This window comes from Synechococcus sp. Lug-A (assembly GCF_024345655.1).
In the GTDB taxonomy this organism is placed as follows: Bacteria; Cyanobacteriota; Cyanobacteriia; order PCC-6307; family Cyanobiaceae; genus MW101C3.
Genome location: NZ_JAGQBN010000002.1, coordinates 152,559 through 170,182, shown reverse-complemented (window position 1 = coordinate 170,182; position 17,624 = coordinate 152,559). Strand labels below are relative to the sequence as shown.

The window sequence follows — 17,624 nt, the reverse complement described above, 5'->3', positions numbered from 1 at the left end:
ATAGCCGCCAAAGACACAAGACTCGAATTGATCCGTGAATGCGCCACGTCCTGACCCTGTTGCTGTCCTGCTGCTGGCTGGCCGCTCCGGCGCTGGCCGCGGATATGGAGGCGTGCCGGAACCTGTTGGAGCAACGCGATGCCCTGGCCGAGCAGGCCATGAAGGCCGAAATCGCCCTGGTTCGAACCATCCGCGAACGAATCTGCCTGGTCCTCAGCCAGCAGGCCGATGGGGCCAATGCCAACGACCGCAACGTGCGCACCATCGACTACCAGGCCCTGCTCGACTGCCGCCACAAGTCGGAAGTACAGCTGCTGCGCAACCAGCAGGTTCTCTACGTCAACCGCCAGCAGTTAAGGTTCTACCTGGCGGCTGGAGCCAAGCTGGCCCGGCAAGCCGATGGGCTGATGCAGCAGATGCATAACCAGGAGTGTCCCAAGCTGCGTTGACGAGCAACCTGTGGCTGCACGGTGCCGCCAGATCCTTGACCCTGAAGTGACTACAGGCTGTTAGATGGGGCCTGGAGGACAGGGCCATGGCGGAACCTTGCTGCAACAGCGGAACCAGCGGGCAGAACGCTGGAGCCACCATGGAGCCGCAGCCGGAGCTGGCTAGCGCCAGAGAAGCGCTGTTTCGGATCAGCACAATGGATTGCGCCACCGAGGAAACCGAGATCCGCCATGCCCTCTCAGGTCTCGACGGCATCCGCAGCCTGAGGTTCGTGCTGGCCGATCGCGTTCTGGCGATCGATGCCGAAGCAGCAGCGCTCAACTCCGCCCTTGCCGCAATCCGCCGGCTGGGGTTCACCCCGGAGCCGATCAGCTCCGATCACCGGCCTTCCGCTGCCCAGACCCGCGCCGAACGGCGCCTTGAACGGCTCCGCCTGGCGGGCTCCCTGGCATTGGCGCTCACGGCGGAGCTGCTGCATCTGGTCGTTCCCGCCTACCCGGGCCATGAGCTGGTGGAGATCGGGATCGCCATCGCCGCGATCGCCCTGGCGGGCTTCTCCGTGTTTCGCAAGGGCCTGGCCGCCCTGCACCAGGGCCGGCTCAACATCAATGCGTTGATGAGCGTGGCGGTCACGGGCGCCTTCCTGATCGGCCGCTTCCCGGAAGCCGCCATGGTGATGGCGCTCTATGCCGTGGCCGAGGCGATCGAGGCACGGGCAGTGGAGCGGGCCCGCCAGGCGATCACGAGCCTGATGGCTCTTGCTCCCGATGAGGCGGAGATCCGCCAGAACGATGGCCGCTGGCAGCGCGTGGCCGCCAGTGCTGTGGCCATCGGTGATGTGGCAAGGGTCCGCCCGGGGGAACGACTGCCGCTTGATGGCACGGTGCTTTCTGGCGTAAGTGCGATCGATCAGGCGCCGATTACCGGCGAAAGCCTGCCGGTCGACAAAGGTCCGGGTGATGAGGTGTTTGCGGGCACGATCAACCAGGGCGGCGCCCTCGAGATCCAGGTGACGGCACCTGCCTCGCTGAGCACCCTGGCGCGCATCATCCAGGCCGTGGAGGAAGCCCAGGCCTCCCGTGCTCCGATCCAGCGCTTCGTGGATCGCTTTGCAGCCCGCTACACCCCGGCGGTGTTCGTGGTGGCCCTGGCCGTTGCCCTGCTGGCGCCACCCTTGCTGGGGTTCACACCCATGCAGGCGATCTACAAGGCGCTGGTGCTGCTGGTGATCGCCTGCCCCTGCGCCCTGGTGATCGCCACTCCGGTCACGGTGGTGAGCGGCCTGGCCACCGCCGCCCGCCGCGGCATCATCATCAAAGGCGGTCTCTACATCGAGGAGGCCCGCAAGATCAAGGTGCTGGCCCTCGACAAGACCGGCACGATCACCCTGGGCCAGCCCCAGCTGGTGGCCTTTTCCCCTCAGCGAGAAGGGCCAGACGCTGGCGTTCTCAAACAGTGGGCCAGCAGCCTGGCGGAGCGCTCCGACCATCCCGTGTCGCGGGCGATGGCCGCTGGCCTTGATGGCGAGCGGCTGGCCGTGGAGGCCTTCGAGGCCCTCCCCGGAAGGGGGGTGCGGGGCGTGATCGCGGGTCGGCCGTTGATGCTGGCCAACCACCGCTGGATCGAGGAGCTGGGGCTTTGCTCCAGCGACCTGGAAGCATCGATGGAGGTTCACGAGAGCCAGGGTCGCTCGCTCAGCCTGCTGGCGGATGACAGCGGCGTGCTCGCCCTGATCGCCGTCGCCGACACCGTTCGGCCCAGCTCCTCGGCCGCCATGGAGGCCCTGCGGGCCCTCGGCGTCACCCCGGTGATGCTCACGGGTGACAACGCAGCCACCGCCGGTGCGATCGCGGCCCTGGCCGGCATCGAGGAGGTGAAAAGCAACCTGCTGCCCCAGGAGAAGCTCGAGGCGGTGGCCGATCTGCAGGCCCGCTATGGATTCGCGGCCATGGCCGGCGATGGCATCAATGATGCGCCGGCTCTGGCCCAGGCGGACATCGGTTTCGCGATGGGGGCAGCCGGCACCCACATCGCCATCGAAGCGGCCGATGTGGTGATCATGAACGACGATCTGATGCGCATACCGGAAACGATCGCCCTCTCTCGCCGCACCTTCCGAATCCTGCGCCAGAACATCGCGCTGGCGCTGGGAATCAAGGCCCTGTTTCTGGTGCTCACCGTGGCCGGAAATGCCACGATGTGGATGGCGGTCTTCGCGGACATGGGCACCAGCTTGATCGTGATCGCCAATGGTCTGCGACTGCTTCGCACTCCCACGCTTGACAAGGTCAAGGGCTGAGCGTGGTCGGGAACGATCAGATCTGAGCCTTGTCGATGCGAGCCGAACGGTTCAACTCCATGAGGATGCCGCAGGTCTTCACCTGATCAGGTTGCGGACAAAACCCTCTGAGGTTCCGCAACTGATGCTGTAGCTGGCGCAGTTCATCGACCCGTGCATCAACCTCGGCCATCTTCTCGTCCAGCAAGGCGTTCACAGTCCGGCAGCTCCCGGCTGGGGCGTCCCGCGCCTCGATCAGGATGCGCACCTCCTCCAGGCTCATGTCAAGGCTGCGGCAGTAGCGGATGAAGCGCAACTGCTCCACATGCTGCGGCGAATAGAGGCGGTAGTTGCCATCCGTGCGCTGCGGCACTGGCAGCAAGTGCTCGCGTTCGTAATAGCGGATGGTTTCAATCTTGACCCCGGTGGACCGTGCCAACTCGCCGATCTGCATGGATTCATCCCCTTGGGTTGGCAAGTCGGGCGGACAAGCCTCCCTGGCGCAACGCTAGGCCCTTGACCCTGAAGCCACTTCAGGCTTTTCAATGGCCGTATCTCAGCCGTTCTCTCCCCCTGTGAGCAGCGCTACGCGAACCAAACCGCTGTCCAGCCGTCGATCGAGCCAGGAGCCAGGCCGGCCCTGGGTGCGCCTCACCATGGCCGTGCTCGCCACGATCGGCATGATCGATACCGGCTCGATCACCGCCAAGCGCTGGGGTTGGATCGGCAGCCTCTCCTGTCCGGGCGGTAGCGATGGCTGCGACAAGGTGCTCGGCAGCGCCTGGGGCACGCTGCTGGGCCAGCCACTTTCTCTCTTTGGGTTCCTGGCCTACGCCACGGTGCTCCTGCTGGCCCTGCTGCCGTTGCTGCGAGGAGGTCTGCGCGCCCCAGCCTCGGAGGGCAATCGCTGGGCTCTGTTCCTCGTCAGCTGCGGCATGGCCGTCTTCAGCCTGGTGCTGATGGGGCTCCTGGTCTTCGAGATCAAGGCCTTCTGCACCTTCTGTGTGGTGTCGGCCGCCCTCAGCCTCGCGCTGTTCCTGTTGAGCCTTGTTGGAGGTGGCTGGATCGACCGCAGCCAACTGATCTTTCGCGGAGTGATGACAGTCCTCCTTGTTGGTCTGCTGGGGCTGGGCTGGGCAGCATCGGCGGACCAGCCTGTCGCTCAAAGCGGACGGGCGGCTCCAGCTGTCATCAGCGCCAGTTCGCCGGCCAAGATTGCCCTGGCGGAGCATCTGAGCAGCGTCGGCGCCCGGGTGTTCACGGCGTACTGGTGCCCCCACTGCCATGACCAGAAGGAGGCCTTCGGCAAGGAGGCTGCCGCCAAGCTCCAGGTGATCGAATGCGCCGAAGACGGCGCCAACAGCCAGGCGCAGCTGTGCAAGCAGCAGGGGGTTCAGGGCTATCCCAGCTGGCAGATCAAGGGCGTCGTGGATTCGGGCGTCAAGCCACTGAACACCCTCGCTGATCTCAGTGGCTACACCGGTCCGCGTGACTTCTGAGCAGGCCGTGATCCCTTCCCCAGGGCGGGGTCAAGCCAGCCATGCCCCAGCAGGATCGCAGCCACCCTCGCCTTAGCCTCCAGCTCCGCTGGCGTCGCTTCATGCCTGATGCACCGATCGGCACCGCCTCTCGCATCGACACGCAGGCCGTGGAGGTACCCGCCGGCCTGGGCACCCTGCGCACCTTTCTGCGGGTGCTCGGCCCCGGCTATCTGGTGGCCGTGGGTTACATGGATCCCGGCAACTGGGCCACGGATCTGGCGGCCGGTTCCCAGTTCGGGTACCGCCTGCTGTGGGTGATCGGGCTCTCCAGCCTGATGGCGATGGTGCTCCAGTCACTCTGCTGCCGGCTGGGCATCGCCACGCGGCTGGATCTGGCCCAGGCCTGCAGCCAGCTCCTACCGCGGTTCTGCCGGATTCCCCTGTGGCTGCTGGCCGAGGTGGCGATCATTGCCTGTGACCTGGCCGAGCTGGTGGGTAGCGCCATTGCCCTGCAGCTGCTTTTCGGTCTTCCCTTGCCCTGGGGGGTGGGCCTGACCGCCGCCGACACCCTGTTGCTGCTGGCGCTGCAGCGCTTCGGGATCCGCCGACTGGAGGCCCTTGTGATCGCCCTGGTCGCCCTGGTCGGGGGTTGCTTCGCGGTGGAGATGTTCCTGCTGCAGCCCAACTGGGGCCAGGTGGGCCAGGGCTTTCTTCCCCAGGCCGCCAGCCTCAGGGACGGCCAGCAGTTGTTTCTGGCCGCCGGCATTCTCGGGGCCACGGTGATGCCCCACAACCTCTATCTGCACTCCTCGCTGGTGCAAACCCGGCGGTGGATCGGCGGGGTGAGGGCTCAGCGCAGGGCCCTGGCTTTCAGCACCTGGGACACCCTGATCGCCCTCAGCCTGGCCTTTCTGATCAATGTCTCGATCCTGGTGCTGGCCGCCGGCAGCTTCTACGGGCGGCTACCGCAGCCGGTCACGGACCTCAGCGAGGCCTACCGGTTGCTGACGCCGATGCTGGGCACGTCGCTCGCCAGCGTGCTGTTCGGGGTAGCCCTGCTGGCGGCGGGCCAGAGCTCCACCCTCACCGCCACCATGGCCGGCCAGATCGTGATGGAGGGGTTCCTGCAGATCCGGCTGCCGGACTGGAAACGGCGGCTGCTCACCCGAGGCCTGGCCCTGATCCCGGCGATGGCCACGGTGATCCTGTTCGGCGAGCGGGCCACCACGAATCTGCTGGTGCTGAGCCAGGTGGTGCTGTCGCTGCAGTTGCCCTTCGCGGTGATCCCGCTGGTGTGGTTCTGCGGGCGGCGCGGTCTGATGGGCGAGCTCAGAGCGCCGCTCTGGCTTCAGGCAGCAGGCTGGCTGTGCGCCAGCGTGATTGTGATGATCAACCTCTCCTTGCTCAGCGCGGTGCTGCGGGGCGGCTGAACTGTTGACAGCCGCCTCTGCGTGGACCCATGACGAGCAAAAACCACTGGGAGTCGATCTACGCATCCAAGGCCCCTGAGTCGTTGAGCTGGTATCAAGCCCATGCCGATGACTCACTCCGGCTGCTTCAGGCTGCCGGCCTACCACTGGATGCGGCGATCATCGATGTGGGCGGGGGTGCCTCCACGCTTGTGGATGACCTCCTGAACCTTGGCTATCAACGGATCACGGTTCTGGACCTTTCCAGCGCAGCACTGGCCGTGACCAGAGAGCGGCTTGGCGCACGCGCCGCTGCGGTGCAGTGGCTGGAGGCCGACATCCTCACGGCCACCCTGCCCGACCATGCCTATGACGTCTGGCATGACCGGGCGGTGTTTCATTTCCTCACCAGCCCCGCCGATCAGCAGGCCTATGTCCGGGCCGTGCTGCAGGCGCTCAAGCCTGGTGGCACTCTGCTCCTGGCAACCTTTGCCGAAGACGGCCCCACCACTTGCAGTGGCTTGCCTGTGGTGCGTTACAGCCCTGAGAGGCTCCAGGAAACTTTGGGGACAGCATTCCGTTTGCTCGATCATGGGTGGTTGCGCCATCGCACACCAGGCGGCGCGGAGCAACACTTTCTGTCCTGTCGGTTCCAACGGACTTCCCCATCGTTTGCATAGGAGCCTGTCCGGTTGCTGTGGTGATCCTGATGACCTCCCAGACGCGAGAACAGCACCGCGGCTGGTTGGCGGGCCTGATTGCTGCCGCCCTGTTCGGCTCCAGCGCTCCGCTGATCGGCAGCTTGAGCCACGGGCCGTCCCCCGTGCTCGTGGCGGGTCTGCTGTACGCCGGTGCGGCATTGGTGCTGTTGCCCCTGGCAGTGGCCGAGGCCCCGACCAGCCGCCACGCTCCGATCCAGCGGCAGGATTTCCCCCTGTTAGGGCTGATCACCCTGTTGGGCGGCATCGCCGGACCGATCGCCCTGGTCAAGGGCCTGGCGCTGCTCACCCCGGGGGCCTCGGCGCTGCTGCTCAACCTGGAGGCGGTGTTCACGGTGCTGATTGCCGTGGGGGTGGGTAAGGAGCACCTCGGTCGTGACGGCTGGGCGGCGGCCGCCCTGACGCTCACCGGAGCCCTGGTGCTCTCGGCGGGTCCGCTAGGCGGCAGCCAATGGAAGGGCGTGCTGTGGATCGCCCTGGCCTGCCTGTGCTGGGGCATCGACAACAACCTCTCCCAGCGCCTCAGCCTGCGCAACCCCCTGCAGATCTCCGCCGCCAAGGCCCTCGGGGCTGCCCTGCCGATGCTGGCCGTGGCCCAGCTGCAGGGGCACCCGGTCCCGTTCGTCTGGATGAGTGCCGCCCTGCTCGGCATCGGCAGCCTCGGCTATGGCGTGTCGATCTGGCTCGACATGGTGGCGCTGGCCTCCCTTGGCGCCGCCAGGGAAGCCGTGGTCTTCTCCACCGCTCCCTTCCTTGGCGCTCTGGTGGCGGTGGGTCTGCTGGGTTCACCGCTCAGTCCATCGCTGCTGCTGGCGGCGGCCGCCATGGCGCTCAGCACAGGCTTGCTGCTGCGATCCAGCCATGGCCACTGGCACCGCCATGCCGAACTCGATCACCAGCACCGTCACTTCCACGCCCCTGTAGACAGCGATGCGCACCACCTTCATTCCCACCGTTCGGAGGATCTCGCGGACCTCGAGCCTGGCCAGCCCTTCTGGCACAGCCATCGCCACCGCCATGACCCGCTGGCCCACGAGCACCCCCACGTCAGCGACGTGCACCACCGCCATCAGCACTGAGTCGTCCGCTCTGCCTACTCCTCAGATCCGGATCAATGGCCAGCTCCCCGCTGGTGATCCCCAGCCGCTGGTCAGTGCGCTCCCAGCGGGTCGGGCGAAAGCGCAGCACCTGACGGCCGTTGCTCAGCCAGCCCTCCTTTGGCGTCAGGGGGACACGAGGTGATGGCCGACTCATGCCTCTGTGAGTCTGGCCTCGATCAACCGGCAGCACTCCTGCACATCGCTCGCGCTCCCTACCCCCTTGCTGAGCGAGCAGAAGAACTCACGCCACAGCGGCGGCACCGCCAGCAGGATCAGCGGCCTGCCCGCATTGAGCGCATGGGCGGCTTCTGATGCTGTGCCTGGGCCGCCGCCCCCGCAGATCACCACCACATCGGCGCTGAGCACGTTGATCACGTTGCGGGCCTTTCCCATGCCGGTGAACAGGGCCAGATCCAGCTCCGTCGTGCTTTGCCTGTCGTCACCTTTCCCTTCATCGGGCAACACCCCCACCACCAAGTGCCCCTCCACCCGCACTGCGCCGCGGCTGGCCGCCGCCATCACCCCCGCCGGTCGGCCACCGGTGAGCAGCACCCATCCCCTGGTGCTGATGCACTCCCCCAGCTCCTCGGCCAGGGCCACAGCTTCAGCGGAAGCACCCTCACCAGCACCCATCACACCCACCACCGCACGCCGGTTGCTCATGCCACCTCCGGGCACCAGCCCCGCTGGCGCGTCATGTCGTCGGTCCAACCCTGGCAGCGGCGGGTGAGGTGCTCCCCATGAGTCAGCAGGCCCTGGTGCAGCTGGCAGGTGAGCAGGGTGATGCAGCTCACCCCGGCATGGTGGCGAAACCAGTGGCATGTCATGCAGACCTTGCCGCTGCGGCTGGCCACCAGCACCACCCCATCGAGGTAGGGCCAATGCTCGTAGCCGCCATCGTCTGCCGCTGAGCTGGGCGCCCTCCGGGTGCCGCGGGAGCGGGGTGGGGAAGCAGCCACGGCGACACCATCACAGAGAACACCTGTACTAGCAGAGGTCATCTAGTTCTGGCCAGCTCGGGCGCGACCTCAGCTGAATCCTCAGGTGACAACGACGCGCTGAAAGCGGGCTTATCGATCCGGCGCCATAACCAGCACCCGATTCCTTGAAGCCCCCGGCCAGGACTACACGTGATCTTGGCCAAGCAAGCACCCCACCTCTGACACCGGCCGCAGGTGGACGGTCACCGCCGCACCGGATCGACGACAGCCGTGGACGAACGCGGATGGGTCAGTACCGCTGGGGCCAGTTAGCGCTGCCTTTGGGTTAATGGCGAGGGACCCCTCGCTGGTGGACAGCCGTAGAGGCGGTGGCAGGGGGGGGGCGCTGCCGCCAAGAGGCATGCCGCCTGCGCAACCCTTGCCGCTGCAAGCAGGTGGCCACCGGGGGGGTCGCCAACCCCATCAGTTCACCGGCTTGGCTTTGCACAATCCCCAGCCAGGTAAAGCACTGGGAGAACACCGAAAACGTCATTCCATAGCACTTGTGAGTACCTTGGCGTTCGCTCCAAAATGCAGTGAGACTACCCACTGGGAGCTGAGAAGCTCGCCCAGGCTAAACCGCTGGTAGGCATTGCTGATGAATTGTGTGCACCTCCTGCGCTCTTGCTTGGCTGTTGGTATCTGCTGCAATCGGCGGATGCCGCCTTAGTTGAGAATCGACGAATACCCGGGCTTCAGATCATTATCCGTGGTCTACCTTGTGCCGTGCAAGCCAGCGGTTGAGCGATGGCGGCCACCGTGCGAAGCGAGGGAGGCGTGAAGATCCTGTAGTCGGCATGGGCGCCACGCTTCCAGGGCTGGTGCTTGGCGGAATCCACAAGGGTCTCGATGGCGTGAGCGTTGTGAAGCGTTTGCATTGCGAAGCGCTGCAGATCCTCACGGCGTCGGGTAACGGCACTGATGCGATGGCGCATCTGCACTTCCTGGGGCGTTTCCGCCTCGTCGTTTCTGACGCTCAGAAGCACGGCACAGCCCGGGAGCATGGAGAGTGAACCCCCGAACGTGAATGGAGCCAGCAGGATTCCGAGCCCGCCGAGGGCAACACCGGAGACGTTCATCAGGTTGATCTGCTGCTGGCGCACCTGGCGGGTGTGCACCTGGGCCCCATGCAGTTCGTGGCACTGACTGCTTTCCAGCTGCAGCGCTTCCATACCCGCAAGGAGCCTCTGGGCACTGTTGTCGATGGTCAGCATGTGATTATGCAAGGCTTGTGCCGAGCTGGCGTCGAACTCCAGCAGGTCCCAGATCTTCCAGCACCTGTAGTTGGGATGTGGGTAGAAGTAGACCTGGCAGAGGATGATGTCATTCTCCTGGTAGCCATCCAGCTGGCGTACGAGGGCGTTGTCGGGCCAATAGGCGGTGTCGTAGATCTCTCCGTTGGCGATTCTGATCAGCAGACGGGTGTGGGTGGGGTTCTGGCACCGCCGGATGATGGTCCCGCAGATCATCTGCACGCTTTGGCGGGCGCGGTCAAGGGCATCGCTGGGGCAGGCCCTGGTGAGTGAGGTGGACGAGAGGGTCATGGGGGCGGAGGGTGGGGACGAATTCTCTTTGTTCCGGGATGACTGGTCTGATGCAGCATCCCTACAGCAAAGGAGAGGTGGTGGATCGACTCAGCTCCTCTGCATCTCGGCCAGTCGTGTCAGAACGACCCGGCCGGGATAGGGACCATCCGCGCCAAAGAACCCGATCACGTAACGGAGGAGTTCATCGGGATCCGTGAGCAACGCGCGCAGGGCCTGCCGCTCTCGTTCAGCAGCATGGATCCATGTCTGAGCCTCTTTGATCCAGAGGGAGTTCTCCTGCAATTTCGCTGCCTGTCGCTTCTGATGCTCGAGGGATTCAAGCAACATGTCCTCGATTGCACAGGCATAGGTGTTGAACTTGCGGGGAGCCTCAGGCCCTAAGCGCGACAACACTTCAAGAGATTGCGGGGAGATGCAGGGGAGATCGTTGGTCATGGTGATGGCTAGGTTTCAGGGCCTCAGCTGGGGGTTGCCGGGTGCCAGCAAGGGGAGAGAAGCCCGCTTGCCTGTCCTGTCTCACTCTTGTTTGGCGGACTGTGGGCTGATTCAGCTCCTGCGCAGCGACCAGTTCCACTTGCAGGTCGTGAGCAAGACGGAACCATCCTCCGCTGCTGTACTTCCCACCAGCTGAAGACCATTGAGCTCCCGCTCGTAGCGGGCATAGGGGGAACGACGTAACTGCCGGCTCATGAGCGTCCATCGCTGCATACCGTAGTGATGGTCCTGGTCGCCGTAGGCCACGGCGATGCGGATGCTGGAGGCCGAAATAGCGCGTTGCTGGCAGCGGCGCTGGGCATGGCCAACGTCGCGAATGGTGCCGATCAAATGGATCGCTGGTAGAGCAATCAGGTTGGGATCGACAGCGGCAATGGCATCAAGTTGGCGGTGGTGGCCCATGACCGAAGGGGGCGTCGAACACTTTTCAGTAGTTCCCGGTGAGGACCAACGATTCAGACCGCCTGGGCCGGAAACGCTTGGAGCCCTTTGATCGGCCGCCAGTCGCCCACAAGCTGCCATGCCGCCCAGTAACAAGGGTGGCGCCATACGAAGTTGGTGTGGTTGCGAAATTCCCTCTGCACCTGACGGAGCGCGTCTGAGCGGCCAAGACCTTGCTTCAGCAGGGAGTAAAACCGCACCATGAACTCGCCTGTGGCGTCATCAGGCACATGCCACAAGCTCAGCAGAGTGGAGCGGGCTCCTGCCACAATCAGGGCCCGCTGCAGGCCGTACATGCCTTCGCCGGTGTAGATGTCCCCGCGGCCTGTATCACAGGCTGAAAGGGTGACCAGTTCGGTTCCCTGCAAGCTGAGATGCGTTGCTTCCAGGGCGGTGAGATACCCATCGTCATCTGGATCGGCGTCGGGTTGGTTGGCACCGGCGAGCACCAGGCCGCTGCGCAACATTGGATCCTCTCCGCGGAAGTTAGCAAGCAGATCGCCACCTAGTGGGGAAGCGATTAGCTGCTCAGGAGGTTCGTCCAGCTTCTCATCGGGAAGAAAAAACCCGTGGGTCGCCACATGCAGCACGAGCGGATGGGAAGCGCACTGAAGAGCTCTGGTGGTGGCATCAGCCTGCGTGAACAGATCGGCATCCAGCAGGTAGGCCACCTGGCGTCCCTCCTGATCGGACCCTGGTAGGGGTTCCCATCTCCGGGAGATACCGAGCTCCCTGGATCGCCTTCTCACCGAAGCACCAGCATCCTCCCGATGATCCTTATTGCTCTCCGGCTCAAGGTCATACTGAGGATTTGCCAGCACAAGGGAACGCCCCAGGGTGGGGGCCGCCTGCTCAGGTGTTAGCAGATCGCGGCCGGTGGACAGGATGCTGATATCAATCCAATCACCAAACAGATGATCAGGCTGCCCTGGCATCGGCAGCGCATGGATGGGAAGGCGATGAAGCTCACCATCCAGCGAAAGGAAGCAGCGGGTTGCGGTTCCAAGTGCGCTTAGGAGTGGTGGCAGTAAGGCCTTGCTGAGCTCCATCCAGCACTCCGCGGCATCGGCGAGGCCTTCAGTGGTGGCCTCCAGCGCCTGCGCAATCCGCGTTTCCAACAGGTGAGCTCGCCCCAGGTCCACCTGCACCACGATGCCGGTACTAGCTAAAACGAGTGCCATATAGCGCGGTTCGCCCCATGATTCTTCACCTGTGGGCAAGAATCGCTGGAACTCGACCAGAAATGTCTCGGGCGGCAAAGCGTCGGCGACCTCCGCAATCTCAACCGACTTAAGATTCGCTATCGGAATTACCCGGAAGAGTTCACGTTCCAGATCAGCACTCTCAAGCTGCAGTTTCCTGCGTTGGTCCTGAGAAACCGTGGCAGAGGCCAACGTCTTCACTAGGAAAGTGAGACGTACTGCAATCTCTTGATGGGGACCAGGCAACAGGTGAAGACGCATCTGCTGTTGCTCAATCTCCTGAATCAGGCCCTGGAAGTTCAACCGGGCCCATAGAGCCAGTTCTGTAGATGGTGGATGGAGCGAGCCAAGGATATAGGCCATCCACGTACCGAAGTCCTGCGACTCAAGCAGCGCAATCTGATGGGCAGCAGGAAGAAATGGCGCCTCTCTTCTCATCCAGGTTGCCTGTATGCGTAGTCCCCTAGTGAGGTGGATATCAGCCGCCAAGAACTTCCCCTGTTGAATGTATAGCCATGCCAGACTTCTGAGACTTATGGCAGCAGTAGGGTGCTCAGGGCCTAAGGCTCCTTCATTGATCGCCAGCGCTCTTTGGTGCAATGGCTCTGCTGCACTGTACTGCCCTTGAGCCACGTAGAGCTTGGCTAGATTGTTGAGGGCCGCTCCAGTAGAAGGGTGCTCAGGACCCAAAGCCTGTTCACAGATCGCCAGTGCTCTTTGAAACAATGGCTCTGCTGCACTGTACTGCCCTTGAGCTTTGTATAATTCGGCCAAATTGTTGAGGCACGTGGCAGTAGAAGGGTGCTCAGGACCCAAGGCCTGCTCACAGATCGCCAGTGCTCTTTGGTACAATGTGTCCGCTGCGCTGTACTGCGCTTGAATTTCGTAGAGCAAGGCCAAATTGTTGAGGACCGCTCCAGTAGAAGGGTGCTCAGGGCCTAAGGTATATTCATCGATCGCCAGCGCCCTCAAGTATAACGGCTCGGCTGCACTGTACTGTCCTTGAGCTACGTATAATCCGGCTAAGTGGTCAAGGCTAGTACCAGTACGAGGGTGCTCAGGACCTAAGGTCTTTTCATAGATCGCCAGCGCTCTTAAGTAAAATGGCTCCGCTGCACTGTACTGCCCTTGAGCTTGGTGGAGCCAGGCCAGATTGCTGAGGCTTGCGGCAGTAGATGGATGATCAGGACCTAAGGTCTGTTCACAGATCGCCAGCGCTCTTAGATACAACGACTGCGCTGCACTGTACTGCCCTTGAGCTTCGTAGAGCAAGGCCAGATTGTTGAGGATCTCTCCAGTAGAAGGGTGCTCAGGGCCTAAGACCCCTTCATTGATCGCCAGCGCTCTTTTCAACAACGGATCCGCTGCCCTGTAATGCCCTTGAGCTTCGTAAAGCTTGGCTAGATTGTTGAGGCTCATGGCAGTAGAAGGGTGCTCAGGGCCCAAGGTGTATTCATCGATCGTCAGCGCTCTTTGGTACAACGGCTCCGCTACACTGAACTGCCCTTGAGCTTTGTATAATCCGGCCAAGTTGTTGAGGCTCGCTCCAGTAGAAGGGTGCTCAGGGCCTAAGACCCCTTCATTGATCGCCAGCGCTCTTTTCAACAACGGCTCCGCTGCCCTGTAATGCCCTTGAGCTTCGTAAAGCTTGGCCAAATTGTTGAGGCTCATGGCAGTAGAAGGGTGCTCAGTGCCTAAGGCCCCTTCATTGATCGCCAGCGCTCTTTGAAACAATGGCTCTGCTGCACTGCACTGCCCTTGAGCTAAGTATAATCCGGCTAAGTTGTTAAGGCTTGCACCAGTAAAAGGGTGTTCAAGTCCTAGGGCTTGCTCACGGATCGCCAGTGCTCTTTGAAACAATGGCTCTGCTGCCCTGTACTGCCCTTGAGCTTTGTATAATTCGGCCAAATTGTTGAGGCTCATGGCAGTAGAAGGGTGCTCAGTGCCTAAGGCCCCTTCATTGATCGCCAGCGCTCTTTGAAACAATGGCTCTGCTGCACTGCACTGCCCTTGAGCTTCGTAAAGCTTGGCTAGATTGTTGAGGCTCGTGGCAGTAGAAGGGTGCTCAGGGCCTAAGGCTCCTTCATTAATCGCCAGCACTCTTTGAAAGAACGGCTCCGCTGCCGCGTACAGCCCTTGAGCCCAATAAACCACGGCTAGATTGTTGAGGCATGTGGCAGTAGAAGGGTGCTCAGGTCCTAAGCTGTGTTCATAGATAGCCAGCGCTCTTTGAAACAACGGCTCCGCTGCCTCGTACTGTCCTTGAGCTTCGTAAAGCTTGGCTAGATTGTTGAGGCTCGTGGCAGTAGAAGGGTGCTCAGGGCCTAAGGCCCCTTCATTGATCGCCAGCGCTCTTTGAAACAATGGCTCTGCTGCCGCGTACAGCCCTTGAGCTTCGTAGAGCAAGGCCAGATTGTTGAGGCTTGCTCCAGCAGAAGTGTGCTCTGGACCTAAGGCCTGCTCATAGATAGCGAGTGCTCTTTGAAACAACGGCTCCGCTGCCTCGTACTGCCCTTGTACCCGGTAGACCTCGGCAAGATTGTTAAGGCACGTGGCAGTAGAAGGGTGCTCAGGACCTAAGGCCTGCTCATTGATTGCTAAGGCGCGACAGATCTCCCTTTCAGCCTCCTCATAGCGGCCATGTTCACACTGGTATTCAGCAAGAAGGCTTGTGGCTGTAGCCGTATGGGGATGAAACTCTCCATTCACACACTCACTCAAGGTGACGAGTCTGATCAGTTCTTCAAGAGAAGGTCTCTGTCTCTCATTCAGATTCTTGATTGAATTCACTTTTGACCAAAGTGCTTCAAGCTCCTGAGAATATCCAGTTACATCCTGTTCGCCAGAAATGTCAACTACTTGTCCCTCTGATTTTGCTGCTGGATTGTCAACCATGCTTTAGCCGCAGGCGAGTCGCAATCTCCTCAGCAAGGCGAATAGTGGCATCGCGTCCCATCCCAATGCCTTCTGTAGTGAACAACTCTTGCACACTATCCCCACGACAGAGCCATGCTTCGCATTGATCAATAACTTCTGATTCAGTCACCACCAGCATTACTTTTGCGTAGGCACCTCCCGAGGTTCCGTAGGGCCGCAGCTTTAAGGTGCAGCTCTCGCCAGCGTTCAAGGGCTCCAGCGACCAGCCAATCGCGCCTTCAATCGGCTCCTTGCTTGTAGCCAGTTGCTGCCACACCGGCACCCCATCGCGTTCGATCAGGATCTCCGCCAGGGGGCGATCGGCCCAGATCGTGGGGGTGCGGCTCACTACTACGGCCACATGGTTGCCTTCCGCATCCAGATCCACCCGTGGATTGACCAGGAACACCTCCGCCCGATCCGCGGACCGTGCACCAGCCACTAGCAGAGGGATCGGGGCGGGAGCCTCCTGCAGTTGGTGCTTCAGCCATTCTTGAATCTGAGCCTGCAGTTCCTGCAGTGCCGGTCCGATTGCCATTGCCAGGGGGGAAGCTTTACTTCCTGCCGACACGGCCACCCGTGGCAATGCACTGGGGGGAAGCATCGTTGCCCAGCGTAGGAATTGCTCGAACCCTCCTCTAAAAGCCGTCATCGGAATCTCGACAGTGGCTGCACTCAGGGCCTGCCCCTCCCTCGAGATGTGCGCCACGAGCGTCGGGCCGTCCATTACACCCGCTACCCGAACAACGCCGTTGTCTTCCTCTACCTGCATCACAAGCAGGATCTGGGGTGCTGTTGCTTCCTGGCACCAGGGGCTGAGATCCACCGCGATCGTTTCGGACATCTCCGTGCTGCAGAGAAGTTGCGTTGCCAGTCCGTTCACGGCCAGCAGCCTTCCCGGCGTCTCCGGCTCCAGCTCCGGGCCGATGGTGATTGCAGTCTGGCGGCGAAGGATTTCTCCTTTCAGGCCCTCCAAGGCCAGGGCCCGCAGGTATCGATCCCAGGCGGCCTCGTCGGTGTCGGCAGGATCAAAGCAATTGGCGGCACGGCTGATCTGCACTTCGGTGAGCACCACCTCATCGACCAACAGCGGTCTGCCGCTCAAGTGCATCTCAGCCGGATTCAACCTGATGGTCATGGCATCCCTCCCGATTCCTCTCGAGCAGTGCTGGTGGTGCCGGTATGGATGTTGTGCATGGCGATGCGGAGCCAGCGGCGCAGGGGGGGATCCTCTCCTTGTTGTTCCGACATCAGGAGGTGATTCACCAGCCGATCAGCCGCGGCATCAAGCTTCTCGGGACTACCGAAGGCCATCGTGAAGGCTGGTAGCGGTGCGAGGCGCTTCAGAGCTCTGGTGGCAATCTGCCTGGCCCGATCCTGGACACTGAGCCGACGGCTCACCCGCGCTTGTGCGGCTCCGCAGCAGGCAGCGATCTCCCGCGTACTTCTTCCTTCCAGCCAGCCTCGCCAGAAACACCACTGTTCATCCTCCACGGCAAGGCCCGCCAGCATCAGCTGCACGTAGGCCAATCCCTCGGCTTCCAATGCCTCGGCGGCAAGGCCCCCAACGGCGGAGTCCTGTTCCTGATCCATCAGACGCTCCAGGTGGGCGGCTCCTGGGTCGGCCAGTTGCTCCTCTGCACGATCAGTGCCCTGCATCGAAACAAGCTTTCGCTCATGGCTCTGCCAGCGGCCTGCTTGGAGCCTGCGCACCGCCGTCTCCATCGTGTGCAAGTCATCTTCCGTGTCTGCCCAGTGCCGCTCAGGGTCCAACTCCTGAAAGAAAGCCGCATCAGGCTCCCAGCCCCGCTGTCGTCCCGTTCGCTGCCGGTAGGTCAGCTTCGCTTTCCTGTAAGCCAGTAGGTAGCGACGATGCAGCGCCTCCGCTGCCTCAGGTGTGAGGGAGGTGGTCTGACCAGGCAACACCATGGCTTCATGTACCTGTCTATGGCTGCAGTCGCCCAGCAGGGCCCACTTCCCGATCAGCAGCACCCCCATCTCCAGGAGATAGGCCTTGTAGTCGTTACGGCCAATCAGGCGTTGCCTGGCCCAGTGAGGCAAGCCGGCCCGCTCAGGGTCAAAGCTGCGGATGACCTCCACTGTGAACGGAACTCTGAACTCGGCAGGTGGCGGGACGTGACAGAAAGGGACGCTCCCACCCCGATCATCCAGGGCGAAGGCAGCAAGCGCCGCAAGCTGCACGCCGTAGGCGTGGTGAAAATCGCGATAATGAGTACGGATGCACTGCTCAAGCGACCTGCTGACCCGACAACGCAGGCAGAGCAACGCTCCCGGAGTTTCCTTGCGTGCCTCCGCCAGCAGTTGGCGATCGCCGGAAGCCGTGGCTTCCTCGAGATCCTCAAGCCCGCAACGCCGTAAGGCCAGCTCGGTAGTTTCCTGCTTTAGGGAGATGATCTCGCCGCTAGCGGCCAAGCTGCGCAGAACTGTGTAGTGCTCAGCAGGCAAGTGAAGTCTTGGATGCTTTGGCCAGCATTCTGACAGCTCTCCCGAGAAACGGGCTGATGGACTGAATCAGGCTGGCGGCTATGGAACCAGAAGAGGGAGCAGGGGGCCCTCCACTCCCCTACCACCTGTTTTAGTCACCC

15 protein-coding genes are annotated in these 17,624 nt (G+C 62.4%); 6 read left to right on the top strand and 9 right to left on the bottom strand.

The features are described 5' to 3' along the window. Window positions 1-38: 38 nt before the first annotated feature. Together KBY86_RS02280 and KBY86_RS02275 are read left to right on the top strand one after the other, a co-directional pair. Entirely contained in the window at window positions 39-449 is a 411-nt protein-coding gene (locus KBY86_RS02280; RefSeq protein ID WP_255100940.1) for a hypothetical protein, read from the top strand. A gap of 140 nt (window positions 450-589) precedes the next feature. Further along, entirely contained in the window at window positions 590-2,749 is a 2,160-nt protein-coding gene (locus KBY86_RS02275; RefSeq protein WP_255140013.1) for a cation-translocating P-type ATPase, read from the top strand. A gap of 16 nt (window positions 2,750-2,765) precedes the next feature. Here the strand turns inward: KBY86_RS02275 and cadR are convergent, their stop codons facing one another. Continuing rightward, window positions 2,766-3,182: a Cd(II)/Pb(II)-responsive transcriptional regulator gene (gene cadR, locus KBY86_RS02270; RefSeq protein WP_255140012.1), complete on the bottom strand. Its 417-nt coding sequence runs from the start codon at window positions 3,180-3,182 to the stop codon at window positions 2,766-2,768. A 202-nt stretch (window positions 3,183-3,384) separates the two neighbouring features. On the opposite strand from cadR, the gene KBY86_RS02265 reads away from it, so the two are divergent. From KBY86_RS02265 to KBY86_RS02250, 4 genes are read left to right on the top strand one after another with little or no spacing between them, the layout of a single operon-like run. Further along, on the top strand, window positions 3,385-4,227 hold the full coding sequence (locus KBY86_RS02265; protein WP_399220979.1) for a vitamin K epoxide reductase family protein: 843 nt from the start codon (window positions 3,385-3,387) through the stop codon (window positions 4,225-4,227). A 41-nt stretch (window positions 4,228-4,268) separates the two neighbouring features. Further along, the gene (locus KBY86_RS02260; RefSeq protein ID WP_255140010.1) at window positions 4,269-5,639 is read left to right on the top strand and encodes an Nramp family divalent metal transporter; all 1,371 of its coding nucleotides are present in this window, start codon (window positions 4,269-4,271) and stop codon (window positions 5,637-5,639) included. A 29-nt stretch (window positions 5,640-5,668) separates the two neighbouring features. Continuing rightward, the gene (locus tag KBY86_RS02255) at window positions 5,669-6,298 is read left to right on the top strand and encodes a class I SAM-dependent methyltransferase (protein ID WP_255140009.1); all 630 of its coding nucleotides are present in this window, start codon (window positions 5,669-5,671) and stop codon (window positions 6,296-6,298) included. Between the two features lie 29 nt (window positions 6,299-6,327). Further along, a complete protein-coding gene (locus KBY86_RS02250; protein ID WP_255140008.1) occupies window positions 6,328-7,416 on the top strand; it encodes a DMT family transporter in 1,089 nt (362 codons plus the stop codon). A gap of 171 nt (window positions 7,417-7,587) precedes the next feature. Here KBY86_RS02250 and KBY86_RS02245 read toward each other — a convergent pair whose 3' ends face one another. From KBY86_RS02245 to KBY86_RS02210, 8 genes are all read right to left on the bottom strand, one after another. Next, window positions 7,588-8,100 (bottom strand): hypothetical protein, encoded by a 513-nt coding sequence (locus KBY86_RS02245; protein WP_255140007.1) that lies wholly within the window; start codon window positions 8,098-8,100, stop codon window positions 7,588-7,590. Next, window positions 8,097-8,396 carry a galactose oxidase gene (locus KBY86_RS02240; RefSeq protein ID WP_255140006.1) on the bottom strand — a complete coding sequence of 100 codons (300 nt, stop codon included), beginning with the start codon at window positions 8,394-8,396 and terminating at the stop codon, window positions 8,097-8,099. The genes KBY86_RS02245 and KBY86_RS02240 overlap by 4 nt, the downstream gene beginning before the upstream one ends. 716 nt (window positions 8,397-9,112) lie before the next feature. Beyond that, window positions 9,113-9,961 (bottom strand): hypothetical protein, encoded by an 849-nt coding sequence (locus KBY86_RS02235; protein ID WP_255140005.1) that lies wholly within the window; start codon window positions 9,959-9,961, stop codon window positions 9,113-9,115. A gap of 90 nt (window positions 9,962-10,051) precedes the next feature. Continuing rightward, entirely contained in the window at window positions 10,052-10,399 is a 348-nt protein-coding gene (locus KBY86_RS02230) for a hypothetical protein (RefSeq protein ID WP_255140004.1), read from the bottom strand. 111 nt (window positions 10,400-10,510) lie between these two features. After that, window positions 10,511-10,861, bottom strand: a complete 351-nt coding sequence (locus KBY86_RS02225) for a hypothetical protein (RefSeq protein WP_255140003.1) — start codon at window positions 10,859-10,861, stop codon at window positions 10,511-10,513. Window positions 10,862-10,914: 53 nt separating this feature from the next. Further along, window positions 10,915-14,997, bottom strand: a complete 4,083-nt coding sequence (locus KBY86_RS02220) for a CHAT domain-containing protein (protein WP_255140001.1) — start codon at window positions 14,995-14,997, stop codon at window positions 10,915-10,917. After that, window positions 14,990-16,156: a hypothetical protein gene (locus tag KBY86_RS02215; RefSeq protein WP_255140000.1), complete on the bottom strand. Its 1,167-nt coding sequence runs from the start codon at window positions 16,154-16,156 to the stop codon at window positions 14,990-14,992. Before KBY86_RS02215 ends, KBY86_RS02220 begins: the two co-directional genes overlap by 8 nt. Next, window positions 16,153-17,451, bottom strand: a complete 1,299-nt coding sequence (locus tag KBY86_RS02210) for a hypothetical protein (protein WP_255139999.1) — start codon at window positions 17,449-17,451, stop codon at window positions 16,153-16,155. The genes KBY86_RS02215 and KBY86_RS02210 overlap by 4 nt, the downstream gene beginning before the upstream one ends. Between the last annotated feature and the right edge of the window lie 173 nt (window positions 17,452-17,624).

Coding starts and splice junctions, on each gene's coding strand:
- KBY86_RS02220 (WP_255140001.1), bottom strand. CDS start 14,997: ATGGTTGACAATCCAGCAGCAAAATCAGAGGGACAAGTAGTTGACATT.
- KBY86_RS02250 (WP_255140008.1), top strand. CDS start 6,328: ATGACCTCCCAGACGCGAGAACAGCACCGCGGCTGGTTGGCGGGCCTG.
- KBY86_RS02275 (WP_255140013.1), top strand. CDS start 590: ATGGAGCCGCAGCCGGAGCTGGCTAGCGCCAGAGAAGCGCTGTTTCGG.
- cadR (WP_255140012.1), bottom strand. CDS start 3,182: ATGCAGATCGGCGAGTTGGCACGGTCCACCGGGGTCAAGATTGAAACC.
- KBY86_RS02255 (WP_255140009.1), top strand. CDS start 5,669: ATGACGAGCAAAAACCACTGGGAGTCGATCTACGCATCCAAGGCCCCT.
- KBY86_RS02215 (WP_255140000.1), bottom strand. CDS start 16,156: ATGACCATCAGGTTGAATCCGGCTGAGATGCACTTGAGCGGCAGACCG.
- KBY86_RS02265 (WP_399220979.1), top strand. CDS start 3,385: ATGGCCGTGCTCGCCACGATCGGCATGATCGATACCGGCTCGATCACC.
- KBY86_RS02260 (WP_255140010.1), top strand. CDS start 4,269: ATGCCCCAGCAGGATCGCAGCCACCCTCGCCTTAGCCTCCAGCTCCGC.
- KBY86_RS02230 (WP_255140004.1), bottom strand. CDS start 10,399: ATGACCAACGATCTCCCCTGCATCTCCCCGCAATCTCTTGAAGTGTTG.
- KBY86_RS02280 (WP_255100940.1), top strand. CDS start 39: ATGCGCCACGTCCTGACCCTGTTGCTGTCCTGCTGCTGGCTGGCCGCT.
- KBY86_RS02225 (WP_255140003.1), bottom strand. CDS start 10,861: ATGGGCCACCACCGCCAACTTGATGCCATTGCCGCTGTCGATCCCAAC.
- KBY86_RS02245 (WP_255140007.1), bottom strand. CDS start 8,100: ATGAGCAACCGGCGTGCGGTGGTGGGTGTGATGGGTGCTGGTGAGGGT.
- KBY86_RS02235 (WP_255140005.1), bottom strand. CDS start 9,961: ATGACCCTCTCGTCCACCTCACTCACCAGGGCCTGCCCCAGCGATGCC.